The 12,615-nt window shown below is 60.6% G+C and carries 11 protein-coding genes and 1 pseudogene; 5 read left to right on the top strand and 7 right to left on the bottom strand.

The window, feature by feature from the left end; all coding sequences use genetic code 11:
• Window positions 1-179, top strand: a pseudogene (locus SJI03_RS25740) (IS1595 family transposase); the annotation flags it as partial.
• A 59-nt stretch (window positions 180-238) separates the two neighbouring features.
• On the opposite strand, the gene putA reads toward SJI03_RS25740, so the two are convergent.
• On the bottom strand, window positions 239-3,892 hold the full coding sequence (putA, locus tag SJI03_RS25735; RefSeq protein ID WP_322429096.1) for a trifunctional transcriptional regulator/proline dehydrogenase/L-glutamate gamma-semialdehyde dehydrogenase: 3,654 nt from the start codon (window positions 3,890-3,892) through the stop codon (window positions 239-241).
• A 206-nt stretch (window positions 3,893-4,098) separates the two neighbouring features.
• On the opposite strand from putA, the gene SJI03_RS25730 reads away from it, so the two are divergent.
• Together SJI03_RS25730 and SJI03_RS25725 are read left to right on the top strand one after the other, a co-directional pair.
• A complete protein-coding gene (locus SJI03_RS25730; protein WP_010393827.1) occupies window positions 4,099-4,554 on the top strand; it encodes an Lrp/AsnC ligand binding domain-containing protein in 456 nt (151 codons plus the stop codon).
• Between the two features lie 205 nt (window positions 4,555-4,759).
• Window positions 4,760-6,319, top strand: a complete 1,560-nt coding sequence (locus tag SJI03_RS25725) for a methyl-accepting chemotaxis protein (protein ID WP_322429095.1) — start codon at window positions 4,760-4,762, stop codon at window positions 6,317-6,319.
• Between the two features lie 51 nt (window positions 6,320-6,370).
• Here SJI03_RS25725 and SJI03_RS25720 read toward each other — a convergent pair whose 3' ends face one another.
• Window positions 6,371-7,351, bottom strand: a complete 981-nt coding sequence (locus tag SJI03_RS25720) for a LysR family transcriptional regulator (RefSeq protein WP_034752642.1) — start codon at window positions 7,349-7,351, stop codon at window positions 6,371-6,373.
• 206 nt (window positions 7,352-7,557) lie between these two features.
• Here SJI03_RS25720 and SJI03_RS25715 point away from each other — a divergent pair, with 206 nt between their 5' ends.
• The gene (locus tag SJI03_RS25715; RefSeq protein WP_099377695.1) at window positions 7,558-7,863 is read left to right on the top strand and encodes a hypothetical protein; all 306 of its coding nucleotides are present in this window, start codon (window positions 7,558-7,560) and stop codon (window positions 7,861-7,863) included.
• A 61-nt stretch (window positions 7,864-7,924) separates the two neighbouring features.
• Here the strand turns inward: SJI03_RS25715 and SJI03_RS25710 are convergent, their stop codons facing one another.
• From SJI03_RS25710 to SJI03_RS25690, 5 genes are all read right to left on the bottom strand, one after another.
• Complete coding sequence (locus SJI03_RS25710) at window positions 7,925-8,521, bottom strand: chalcone isomerase family protein (protein WP_322429094.1); 597 nt, start codon at window positions 8,519-8,521, stop codon at window positions 7,925-7,927.
• Between the two features lie 112 nt (window positions 8,522-8,633).
• On the bottom strand, window positions 8,634-8,897 hold the full coding sequence (locus SJI03_RS25705; protein ID WP_035823425.1) for a YfhL family 4Fe-4S dicluster ferredoxin: 264 nt from the start codon (window positions 8,895-8,897) through the stop codon (window positions 8,634-8,636).
• A 14-nt stretch (window positions 8,898-8,911) separates the two neighbouring features.
• Window positions 8,912-9,409, bottom strand: coding sequence for a pantetheine-phosphate adenylyltransferase (coaD, locus tag SJI03_RS25700; RefSeq protein ID WP_034752633.1), 498 nt, complete (start codon window positions 9,407-9,409; stop codon window positions 8,912-8,914).
• Window positions 9,410-9,521: 112 nt separating this feature from the next.
• Complete coding sequence (rsmD, locus tag SJI03_RS25695; protein ID WP_322429093.1) at window positions 9,522-10,181, bottom strand: 16S rRNA (guanine(966)-N(2))-methyltransferase RsmD; 660 nt, start codon at window positions 10,179-10,181, stop codon at window positions 9,522-9,524.
• A gap of 70 nt (window positions 10,182-10,251) precedes the next feature.
• On the bottom strand, window positions 10,252-11,157 hold the full coding sequence (locus SJI03_RS25690; protein ID WP_322429092.1) for a DUF6279 family lipoprotein: 906 nt from the start codon (window positions 11,155-11,157) through the stop codon (window positions 10,252-10,254).
• Window positions 11,158-11,182: 25 nt separating this feature from the next.
• Here SJI03_RS25690 and glmU point away from each other — a divergent pair, with 25 nt between their 5' ends.
• Window positions 11,183-12,559 carry a bifunctional UDP-N-acetylglucosamine diphosphorylase/glucosamine-1-phosphate N-acetyltransferase GlmU gene (gene glmU, locus SJI03_RS25685; RefSeq protein WP_322429091.1) on the top strand — a complete coding sequence of 459 codons (1,377 nt, stop codon included), beginning with the start codon at window positions 11,183-11,185 and terminating at the stop codon, window positions 12,557-12,559.
• Window positions 12,560-12,615: the final 56 nt, after the last annotated feature.

Here is a 12,615-nt window from a genome sequence, read left to right as displayed (position 1 = left end):
ACGTCAATGCGTATCACAGCCGCTTGCGGCAATGGCTGCGTCCGTTTCATGGCGTGGCGACGCGCTACCTGCCAAATTACCTGGGCTGGCGCTGGATACTCGACGCCAGACGCATTCGTTCACCAGAAACGTTATTGAAAGCAACCCTGGGCGCATTCCCACATTTGATGGTGACATAGCCTAAAAAAAGGGCAGAACCACTGGTTCTGCCCTTTTGCGTTGACTGCCTGCTTAAAATTTAGACACTCAGCATCATCAAACTGGCGTTACCGCCTGCCGCCGTCGTATTCACGCACAGCGCCCGCTCAGCGACGAGGCGCCACAGGGGGATGACAGCCTCTTGCGTGGTGGCGATGGTGCCCACCAGGGCCCCTTCCCGTGCCGCCAGCAGCGGTTTGAGCTGGCCATCAAGGCTAGGCTCGATCATGGCGATCTGGAAATCATGCTTGACCGACTCCAGGTTGCTGACGACCTGGATGCGGTCTTTCAGCGCGGCCGGCAAGTCGCCGGGAATCAGATCCGGCGTTTGCGCCAGTACCAGGGCCTGATTACCGGTGGCCAGCACGGCCGCCAGCTGGTTCATCAAGGTGCCGGACGTGGTTGCCGCGCACAGTATCGTGCCGCGCGCGGCAAAGCTCAGGGTATTGCGTTCGCCGGTCGGGCCTGGCAAGGCGGTAGTGCTGCCCAGCAAGGTGGTGCGCGCATAGTCCTGTGCCAGTTGCTCGACCTTGTCGTGGCCATGCATCTTCGCCCAGACGGTCAGCGCATCCAGGGCTGGCGGCGCTTGGCGCTGGTGCTGCGCGCCGGCCGGCGCATTGCGTTGCAGGCGTTTCAGGTACAGGGGGCCACCGGCTTTCGGTCCCGTGCCCGATTTGCCTTCGCCGCCGAACGGTTGCACGCCGACGACGGCGCCGACGATGTTGCGGTTTACATAAATATTGCCCACATGCGCGCGCTTGGTGATGAAATCGATGGTTTCATCGATGCGCGTATGGATGCCCAGGGTCAAACCGTAACCGCTGTCGTTGATCGATTGCACCAGTTGCGGCAGTTCGGCCCGCTTGTAGCGGATCACGTGCAGCACGGGGCCGAAGACTTCCTGCGTCAATTGTGCCAGCGACTTGATTTCCAGCACGGTCGGGGCGACGAACGTGCCTTTGACGGTCGGCAAATCGAGCGAATAATGGTCGATGGCCATGGTTTTCATCTTGTTGATGTGCGCCAGCAAGTTACTTTGCGCTTCCGCATCGATGACGGGACCGATATCGGTAGCCAGACGGTCAGGATTGCCAACGCGCAATTCCTGCATGGCGCCCTTGAGCATGTGGATGGTCTTGTCGGCGATTTCCGTTTGCAGGAACAGCACGCGCAAGGCCGAGCAGCGCTGGCCGGCGCTATCGAAAGCGGACGACATCACGTCTTGCACCACTTGTTCCGGCAAGGCGGACGAATCGACGATCAGGGCATTCTGGCCACCCGTTTCGGCGATCAGGGGAATGTCGATGCCTTCGGCCACGGCGCGCGCCGCCAGGTTGCGGTTGATCAATTGCGCCACTTCCGTCGAGCCCGTGAAAATCACGCCTTTTACGCGCGTGTCATTGCACAGGCCCGCGCCAACGACCTCGCCGCTGCCGGGCAAAAATTGCAGCGCGCCGCGCGGCACGCCGGCCGCATGCAGCAATTGCACGGCGCGGTGGGCGATCAGCGGCGTTTGCTCGGCCGGCTTGGCCAGCACCACGTTGCCGGCGGCCAGGGCGGCGGCCAGCTGGCCCGTAAAGATGGCCAGCGGGAAGTTCCACGGACTGATGCAGGTGACGGGACCGAGCGCCAGGGTGTTCGGCGCGTGTTCTACCTGCGCCGCGTAGTAGCGCAGGAAGTCGACGGCTTCGCGGATTTCCGCGATCGCGTTCGGCAGGGACTTGCCCGCTTCGCGCACGGCCAGGGCCATCAGCTCGATGTGGTGTTCTTCGAACAGGTCGGCCGCGCGCAGCAAGGCTTGCGCGCGGATCGACGGTTCCGTCGTTTGCCAATCCATGGCATACGCGCTGGCGCTGGCCAGGGCCGTTTCCACGTCGGCCGGACCGGCTTCCATGACCTTGCCCACGACATCGTCGTGCTGGGCCGGATTGTGCAGCATGTGCGTGGGGCCATTCAGGCTGACGGCGCCATCGATCAGCGGCGCGGCCTGCCAAGTCTGCTGCTGCGCCAGGCCGGTGGCCAGGGTGCGCAAAGTGTCTTCATTCGACAGGTCCAGGCCGGCCGAGTTCCTGCGTTCGCTGCCAAACATGTCCAGCGGCAGCGGAATCGACGGGTGCGGCAAGCCGCCCTGCAGGCGCGCCTGCTCGAGCGGATCGCGGATCAGGCTATCGATGGCCACGCTTTCGTCGACGATCTGGTTGACGAACGACGAGTTGGCGCCGTTTTCCAGCAGGCGGCGCACCAGGTAGGCCAGCAGGGTTTCATGCGAGCCGACAGGGGCGTAGATACGGCACGGCTTGTCGAGGTTGTCCGGACCGACGACCTGGTCGTACAAGGTCTCGCCCATGCCGTGCAGGCACTGGAATTCATAGTCGGTAATGCCATCGCGTTTCGCCCAGGTATAAATGGTCGACAGGGTTTGCGCGTTGTGCGTGGCAAATTGCGGATAGATCAGCTTGCTGGCGGCCAGCAGTTTTTGCGCACACACGAGGTAAGAAACGTCCGTGTAGACCTTGCGCGTGTAGACGGGATAGCCTTCCTGGCCGTCGACTTGCGCGCGTTTGACTTCCGCATCCCAATATGCGCCTTTCACCAGGCGCACCATGAACTTGCGGCCGCTGCGGCGCGCCAGGTCGATCAGGTAGTCGATGGCAAATGGGCAGCGCTTCTGATACGCCTGCACCACGTAGCCGATGCCGTCGAAGTCGGCCAGGTCCGCATCGAAAGCCAGTGCTTCCATCAGGTCGAGCGACAGTTCCAGGCGGTCCGTTTCTTCCGCATCGATGTTGAAGCCGATGTTGTACTGTTTGGCCAGCAACAGCAGCGCTTTGACTTTCGGCAGCAATTCTTCCATGACGCGGGCGCGCTGGGCACGGCTGTAGCGGGCGTGCAGGGCCGACAGTTTCACGGAAATGCCGGGGCCGTTCTTGATGCCGCGGCCGTTCGAGGCCTTGCCGATGGCGTGGATCGCCGTTTCGTACGAGGCATAGTAATTGGCCGCGTCCTGCTGGGTCAGGGCCGCCTCGCCCAGCATGTCGTACGAGTAGCGATAGCCGCGCGTTTCATTCTCGCGGCTGTTCTTCAACGCTTCTTCGATGGTTTGCCCCGTTACAAACTGGTTGCCCAGCATGCGCATGGCCAGGTCGACGCCCTTGCGGATCAGCGGTTCGCCGCCTTTGGCGATGAGCTTGGTCATGGCCGAACCGAGGCCCGATTCGCTGCTGGTACTGACCAGTTTGCCCGTGATCAGCAAGCCCCAGGTGGCCGCGTTGACGAACAGCGACGGCGATTCGCCCAGGTGTTTCTTCCAGTCACCCTTGCTGATTTTGTCGGCAATCAGGCGATCGGCCGTTTGACTGTCGGGTATACGCAACAGCGCTTCAGCCAGACACATTAATGCAACACCCTCTTCCGACGACAGCGAGAACTCGTGCATCAGTGCATCGACGCCGGAGGCGCGTGTGCGTTTTTGGCGCACGTTCGAGACCAGACGGTGCGCTAGCGCTTGTCCTTCGGCCGTCGTTTCGGTGCTGCTGGGGCGCACTTGTTGCAACAGCCACTGCACGGCGGAAACCTCGTCGCGCCTATAGGCGGCGGTGATGGCGGCGCGTTGTGGTGTCGCTTCGGGCAGGATTTCTGCCTGGAACGCAGCAAAAGGAATCGGGGTAAAAGCCGAGGGGCCTGCAGGGTGCATAAGTGCTCTTTACAAGGAAAAGGGGACGAAAACTGACGTAATTCTTGCTCTTTTTTGGTGCAAAAAAATACAGAAAGTCGGACGTTAAGATGATTCGATTGTAAAGGGGATTCTTATGGATTAATTCTGGTAATACAGGGGACTAGCAATAGATAGTTTTTGATGCGACAATTTAACCAAATAATATTAATTTGGGGGTGATAGGAATGCTGGACAAGATCAGTAAGAAAATCTTGATGGAATTGCAGAGCGATGGACGCATCAGCAATGTGGAGCTGGCCGCGCGCGTGAACCTGTCGCCTGCCGCCTGCCTGGAGCGCGTGCGCAAGTTGCACGAATCCGGTTACATCATGGGCTATACGGCCCAGTTAAACCCGCAGCTGCTCGACGTGTCGCTGCTGGTGTTCATCGAAGTGGTGCTCGATCGCACGACACCGGAAGTGTTCGATGCCTTCAAGCATAGCGTACAAATCATTCCAGAGGTACTGGAATGTCATATGGTGGCCGGCGGTTTCGATTACCTGGTCAAGGCGCGCGTCAAGGACATGGCCGCCTACCGCGAATTCCTGGGCAAGACGCTGTTGCAGAAAGGTGTGCGGGAAACCCACACTTACGCCGTCATGGAAGAGGTCAAAAACACCACCAAATTGCCAATTAAGTGACCTTGGTGTAGCCGTCCCACTTTTCTGATTGAGCTATCGGAACAAATGTTGTAGGGTAGAACTACAATTCTGCTATCCGGTAGCCGCCTGAAACGCCGCGCAGACGGTCACTTCAGGGTGCAAGGTGGGCAATCGTGCCCGCCCCGCATACGGTTACAGCACGTCCCCTCAACGGGACGTGACGGGTTCGCGCAGCGGGGGACAAATGAAGCAGTTGCAGCATCAGCTGGTGCGTTTCTTTGTATTCACGATCCTGGCCATGGCCATCGCCTGTTGCCTGGCCTATCTGCTGCTGCTGTCGGGTGGCGACCATCCCTATCTGATTGCCTGCGTGGCCGCCGCCATCGGCGCCGCACTGCTGGCGTTTGCTGGCCGGCCGCGCGGCGAGCCGGGCTTGCACCAGTTCGCCGACACGGTGGGCAACGCCATCGATGCCATCATGATCGGCGCGGCGGAAACCTCGTATTTTGTCGATTCCGTCAAACAGAAGGTGGAACTCGACGTGCGCACGGCCAGCGACATCGCCGACAGCTCCGTACAAAATGCCGCCATGACGGAAAAGATCGCCGCCAATGCGGAACGGGCCGCCAAGGTGGCCGCCGGCGTGCGCGTGGAAAGCGTGGCGGCGCGCGCCGAAGTGGACCAAGGCTTGCGTCGCATCAATAGCGCCCGCGAAGAAGCGCAAGGCGCTTCCAGCAACATGCTGAGCTTGCAGGAAAAATCCAAACGCATCACGGGCTTTACGGAAGCCATTTCCGATATTTCCGCGCGCACCAACTTGCTGGCGCTGAACGCCGCCATCGAGGCCGCGCGCGCTGGCGAACACGGCCGCGGTTTTGCCGTGGTGGCCGGGGAAGTGCGGCAATTGGCGCAGCGCACCAAGGAAGCCTCCGATGAAATCAGCGTGATGGTGCGCGAAATCAATGAACAGTCGGAAAAAGCCGCACGCGGCATGAGTTCGCTGGCGGCCGGCGTCACGGAAGCGGCGCGCAATGTGGAAAGCGTGCATGCCTCGCTCAGCCATATCGAAGAATCGTCGGGCGAGTCGGAGGACGAAATCGGGCAGATCGCCCGCGCCTCGCGCGAACACGTCGAGACGACGCAACTGATCGCCGACGCCATCCTGCAAATCCGCGACAGCATGCTGTCGACGAATGCCGAATTGCCGCGCGCCACGCAGTCGGCCATGGCCCTGGCCGAGCGGGCCGAAGTGATCGCCGGCGCCCTCGGCGAATCGAGCGTGGCCACGCCGCACGACGAGATCCGCGAGGCGGCCCAGCGCGCCGCGCGCGAGGTGGGCAAATTGTTCGAGCAAGCCATCGCGTCGGGCCGCATCACGCGCGAAGCCCTGTTCGACCGCCACTACCGCCCCATCCCGAATACCAATCCGCCCAAGCACAACACGAAGTTCGACGCATTTACAGACAAGGTGCTGCCCGACCTGCAGGAAGGCGTGCTGGCGGCATTGCCCCATCTGGCGTATGCGGGCGCCGTCGACAACAATGGCTATTTTCCGACACACAACAAGAAATTCTCGCAGCCGCTGACGGGCGACTACGCCACCGATATGGTGAATAACCGCACCAAGCGCATCTTCAGCGACCGCACGGGCAAGCGCTGTGGCAGCAATACCAGGGCGTTCCTGTTGCAGACGTATAAACGCGATACGGGCGAGGTCATGCACGATTTATCCGTACCGATCCACGTCGAGGGCAAGCACTGGGGCGGTTTCAGGATTGGTTACCGGTCCAGCAGCCACGCATAAAAAAAACGCCTGATGTCTGATCAGGCGTTTTTTTTGGTGCTGGCAGAAAACTTACTCAATATGCGGTTTCGGCGCCACGCCGCCGCCGGCCGCCGTCGCCGTCCGTAAAGTGGGCGTGTTCATGCTTTCCAGGTGATTACGCAGCCATTTGTGGGCGGGGCTGCGGGCGTCGCGCTCATGCCACAGCATGTCCAGGTGGACGGCTGGCAAGGTCAATGGCAAATCCTTGTACAGCAAGGACTCCGTCATGCCCGTCGAGGCGATCAAATGGCGCGGCAAGACCGTGATCAGGTCGGAATTGGCGACGACTCTTCCAGCCGTGAAGAACTGGTTGACCGTCAGCAAGATGCGCCGTTCGCGGTGGATCTGCGACAGCGCCTCGTCGATCAAGCCATGCGCGCGGCCGGAAAAACTCACCAATAAATGGTTCGCCGCGCAGTAGTTATCCAGGGTCAATTCCTTGTCGGCCAGCGGATGGCCGCGCCGCATCACGCACACATACTTGCCGGAATACAGGCGCTCGTGGCGGATGGGCGAACCGGTTTCGCTCGACAATTGTGCCGCCACTCCAGGAAAGAAGCCGACGGCCAGGTCGATATCGCCGCGCAGCAGCATCGGGCGCGGTTCGCGCGTGGTCAGCGGCATCATGCGCACGTTGACGCCCGGTGCTTCCCGTTCGATCGAGCGCATCAATGACGGCAGCCAGAAGGCGGCCGTCGCATCGGCCATGGCCATGCGGAAGGTGGCGTGGGTCTTCGACACGTCGAAGGTTTCCGGTGTGACAGCCGCTTCCAGGCTGGCCAGGGCCGAGCGCACGGATGGCCACAGCGCTTCGGCGCGGGGCGTGGGTTTCACGCCATACGCCGTGCGGATCAGCAATTCGTCACCGAGGCTCTCGCGCAGGCGTTTGATGGCGTTCGATACCGCCGGCTGCGTCATCGCCAGGTGGCCGGCTGCGCGCGTCAGGTTTTGTTCCGTCATGACGGCGTCGAAAACACGCAGCAAGTTCAGATCCAGCGTCAGAAAACTCATGGAAAGCCCAAGATAAAAGTTGAATTGATTACTTAAAATTGATTACTTAGGAGTGTAAACCGCGCCGGGCACGAATATTTTCACTCGTCAAAAAATATTACAGTTTTCCATTCACGATTCATATAATTGGTATCAAGAAATGGAATTAGATTTATATGTTGCACTGCACTATAGTACTGGCAAATTCTATAATGCACTGGAACACTATGTCTACCTTCGCCTCCGCCCTGTACGCAGTATCCGCACCCGTGCTGGAGATTTCCCTGCTGAACGCCCTGCAACTCGTGCTGGTGATCGTCGCCGTGGGCGCCTTCGCCCTGCTGTTCAAGCCTTTGCTGGTGGGCATCGCCCGCGCCATGATGCTGGTGGTGCGTCCCAAGCTGAGCCGCGAAGAACGTTTGGCGCGCCAGCAGATGCGCGAAGCGCAAGCCTTGCAGCGCACCTTGGGCAAGATGGATGGTGTGTCGCCAAGCAACGCCGCCGAACTGCGCGCCCTGTCGACCCGCGCATAAGCTCGCTGTTGCAGAAAGACCAGCCGGCGCGAGCCGGCTTTTTTTACGCCCGCGTTTTCGTTCAGGCCATGTCACCCAGCAAATGCGCGCGCAACACCGTGTCGGCCGGATGGGCGCCGATCCAGATTTTCAGCAGCGCATTGTAAAAAGCCAGGTCCGGCACCGTGTCGCCTACTTGCTTGCCGTTCAGCTTGCACAATGTCCCCTCTTCCGGCAGCCAGTCCACGGTGAGAATGTCCCCCTTTTTCAGGCCGGGCACCATTTCGAACATGGCGCCGAATTGCATCGTCTGGCTCAGCAGGCGCGTGCGGTCGGCCTGGTCGGAGCTGCGCTTCAAGCCCTGCATGAAGGCTTGCCCCAGTTCGTCGGAAGTGATGTCGCGCAGCATGACGATTTCCAGGCGGCGCGGTCCGGGCAGGGCCAGGATGTCGGCCAGCTGGGTTTTCTTTTCCGGCAGGTACAGGGCGATCGTGTAGACCTTGAAGATGACCTTGTAGCGCACGCCGGCGCCGTTGAGTTTTAATTCGCGGCTGGCCAGCTGCACCGTGTCGTCCAGCTTGACGCCGCCGATCTCGACGGCAAACGCTGCTTGTGCCAAGGCGGCGCTCAGGCAGGCGGCAGCGAGGGAGCGGCCCAAACGGGATGTGCTTATTTGCATCTTCTACCTCCGTGGAAACCATGGGCTGTGGATAAGTCAGCACACAGTGTAGAACAGTTGGCAGAAGCTGGCGCCACGCAGAAGTGGCCCAGAAGTGGCGCGGGAGAAAAGCTTAAGTCTTGGCGGGAAGTTCCGCTTGCAGGCGTTCGTACTTGGCCATCAATTGCTCCGGGCTTTCGCGCCAGGCGGGATTGAAGGGGATGCAGCTGACGGGGCACACTTGCTGGCATTGCGGCTCGTCAAAGTGGCCCACGCATTCGGTGCATTTGTTGGGATCGATTTCGTAGATTTCCGCGCCCATGTAGATTGCGTCATTCGGGCACTCGGGCTCGCAAATATCGCAATTGATGCATTCGTCGGTGATCAGTAATGCCATGATTTCACTCTTACTTATTGCGATGAGGCAGCGTTGGCGGCAATCTTGTTTTGCAGCCAGCGGTTCACCGAGGGGAAGACAAACTTGGAGACGTCGCCGCCCAGCGCCGCGATTTCGCGCACGATGGTGCCCGAAATGAACTGGTACTGGTCGGATGGCGTCAGGAACATGGTTTCGACATCGGGCAGCAGGTAGCGGTTCATGCCCGCCATCTGGAATTCGTACTCGAAATCGGAAACGGCGCGCAAGCCGCGCACGATGACCCGCGCTTCATGCTTGCGCACGAAATCCTTGAGCAAGCCGGAAAAGCTTTCCACTTGCACGTTCGGGTAATGGCCAAGTACTTCGTTGGCGATTTCCAGGCGTTCGTCGAGCGAGAAAAACGGTTGCTTGTTCTTGCTGTCGGCGACACCGACGATCAGCTTGTCAAACAGACCCGATGCGCGGCGCACCAAATCTTCATGACCGCGCGTGAGCGGATCGAATGTTCCTGGATAAACGGCTACAACCATTGCGGCTCCCTGACGATGCACCAATATAGACGCGCATTATGCCTGAAATTGGTGACCACCTTGGTGCAGCGCCTCGGGCCAGGGAGCCATTTTGCCTCTTTTATAGGCAGATTCAGGCAGTTGCCGGCACTTTGTTGTAAGTTAGCAAATGATAATAAACGGTGCCCGCCTTGTCGGCGCGGATGACTTCCCATGGCGCCATCCACTCCGGTTTTTCCAGTGCACTGGCTGCATCGAAGACCAGCGGCAAGCCCGATTCCGCATACACCATGCCGCCTTCCTTGAGCAGGTTGGCGCACAAGGGCAACACTTTCGCGAGGAAATCCTGCTGGTAGGGGGGATCGAGGAAGATCAGGTCGAAGCGCTGGCCGCGTGCAGCCAGGCCTTGTGCCGTCAGCAGGGCGTCGCCGCGCAGCAGTTGGACATTGTCGGCGCGCAATTTTGCCTTGTTCTCTTCGAGCTGGTGCACCACGGGTGTGTGCGTATCGACCATGGTGACGGAGCCTGCGCCGCGGCTGGCCGCTTCGAAGCCGAGCGCGCCGCTGCCGGCGAACAGGTCCAGCACCTGGGCGTTGGCCCAGTCGCCGTCGCGCAAGTGGTTGATCCAGTTGAATACGGTTTCACGCACGCGGTCCGGCGTCGGGCGCAGTCCCAGTGCCTGCAAAACAGGCAGTACGGAGCGCTTCCACTGGCCGCCGATGATGCGCACCTGGTTCGGTGGCGGCGCGTGGTGGACGGGGACTTTGGCCGGCTTCTTGATCTTCTTTTGCATGGGGGACTTCTTCAATTTGATGGGGGCCACTATAGCATATGGCCCCCTCCCCCCTGCTGGCGCTGCCTCTCTATTTGGCTTGCGTGGCCAGGGAATTGAAATCGTCGATCCAGCCCTGCATGCGCTTGACGGCGTGGGCTTTTTGCGCCGGCGTGGCGCTCTTGATCACCGTCATGACCATCTGCGCCGTGCTGCTTTCGTAGGCATCGAAGAAGGCTTTGCGCTCGGAATGCTCGAGGCGCTCGAAACTGTCCTTGATCAGGGTCGTGATCAAGGCCGCGGTCGCTTCCTTGCCGAGCTTTTCTTGGTGGACTTTCTTGACCAGGTTCAACACGTTCTGCTGGCGCCGCATGCGTTCGTCGAGCCAGATCTCATTGTTCAGCGGACGCGCGTCGGACGCCTTGCGGATGAGGGCTTCCTGCTCGCTGCTGAAGCTGCCGAACCACAGTTCGAATTGCTCCATGGCTTTCTTGTAGCGCAGTTTCTGGCGCTTTTCCTGGTCGCCGCTCAGGTATTTCTTGCGGTAATCCTCATTGTTCGACTTGAATTTCTTTTCCATCTGCGCGATCTGCTCGGGCTTGAGCGAGCGCGCCAGGTCGGCCAGTTCGGGCGCCGCCTTCAGCAACAGCGCCTGGGTGCGCTGCTTGATCTCGCTGTAGTCGGCCATCAGGTCCGCCTGCGTGGCATTGCCTTGCAGCTGCTTCTGGCCCGTGCGCAGGATTTCCACGTAATCCTTCAATTGCGTCTTGCGGTGCCAGTCGAACAGCTTGTCGATATCCTCGCGCACCCAGCCCTTCTGGTCGCGGTCCAGGTCGACATACGCGTTCAGCCACCAGTACAGCACGGTGTCGCCATTGTTGTAGGCCAGGCGCAAGCCGCTGCAGCCGGCCATGACGACGAGCAGTATGGCCAGCACGGCATAAGTAAAGCGGCTGGAAGGCGTGGAAGACGGGGCCTGCGTGTTAAACTTTTTCATATTCTTAACTTATAAAAGACGGTCTATGAACGTTGTCATTCTCGCTGCCGGTATGGGCAAACGCATGCAGTCGGCACTGCCCAAGGTATTGCATCCGTTGGCGGGCAAGCCGCTGTTGTCGCACGTCATCGACACGGCGCGCGGCCTGGCGCCGTCCCGATTATGCGTGATTTACGGGCATGGGGGCGCAGCCGTGCTGAAGTTGCTTGACGGCTACAAGGTGAACCATGCCGTGCAGATCGACGCCGCCGAGCAGGCGCAGCAGCTGGGCACCGGTCATGCCGTGCAACAAGCGCTGCCTTTGCTCGATGACAGCGTGCCGACCCTGATCCTGTACGGCGACGTGCCGCTGACCAGCGCCGCTTCCCTGCAGCAACTGGTGCAGGCGGCCGGCAACGATAAGCTGGCCATCCTGACCGTGGAACAGGACGATCCCTATGGCCTGGGTCGCATCGTGCGCGAGCACGGCGCCATCGTGCGCATCGTCGAGGAAAAGGATGCCACGCTTGACGAGCGCGCCATCAAGGAAATCAACAGCGGCATCATGGTTGCGCCCACCGTGGCCCTGAAGCAATGGTTGTCGGCCTTGTCGAATGACAATGCGCAAGGGGAGTACTATCTGACCGATATCGTTGCCCAGGCCGTCGCCGATGGCGTGGCCGTCACCTCGGCTCACCCGGCCGCCGTGTGGGAAGTGGCGGGCGTCAACAGCAAGGTGCAGCTGGCCCAGCTGGAACGCATCCACCAGAACAATATCGCGCAAGCGCTGCTGGAACGGGGCGTGACCCTGCTCGATCCGGCCCGTATCGACGTGCGCGGCGAACTCATTTGCGGCCGCGATGTCACCATCGACGTCGGCTGCGTGTTCGAAGGCCGTGTGGAACTGGGCGACGGCGTGCGCGTGGGCGCCAACAACGTCTTCATCAACGCCACGGTGGCCGCTGGCGCGCACATCAAGCCCTTCTGCCATATCGAGGACGCCGTCGTCGGCGCTGCTTCCATCATCGGCCCCTATGCGCGCCTGCGCCCGGGGACGGTCCTGGCGGAAGACGTGCACATCGGCAACTTTGTCGAAGTGAAAAACAGCCAGATCGCCGCGCACAGCAAGGCCAATCACCTGGCCTACATCGGCGACGCCACCATCGGCTCCAGGGTCAACATCGGCGCTGGCACGATTACCTGCAACTACGATGGCGTAAACAAGTTCCGCACGGTAATTGAAGACGATGCTTTCATTGGCAGCGACAGTCAGCTGATCGCGCCCGTCACCGTCGGCAAGGGCGCCACCCTGGGCGCCGGCACGACCTTGTCGAAAGATGCGCCGGCCGGCAAGCTGACCGTCTCGCGCGCGCGCCAGGTGACCATCGACGGCTGGACGCGTCCCGTGAAAATCAAGAAATAAGCGCGCCGTCCTCGGTTCGCATGACGCCGTCAGCCTGTCCGGGCTGGCGGCGTTTT

This window comes from Janthinobacterium sp. GMG1 (assembly GCF_034427795.1).
Lineage (GTDB): Bacteria > Pseudomonadota > Gammaproteobacteria > Burkholderiales > Burkholderiaceae_D > Janthinobacterium.
The sequence above is the reverse complement of the archived record's forward strand: the minus strand, read 5'-3'. Positions and strand labels throughout refer to the sequence as shown.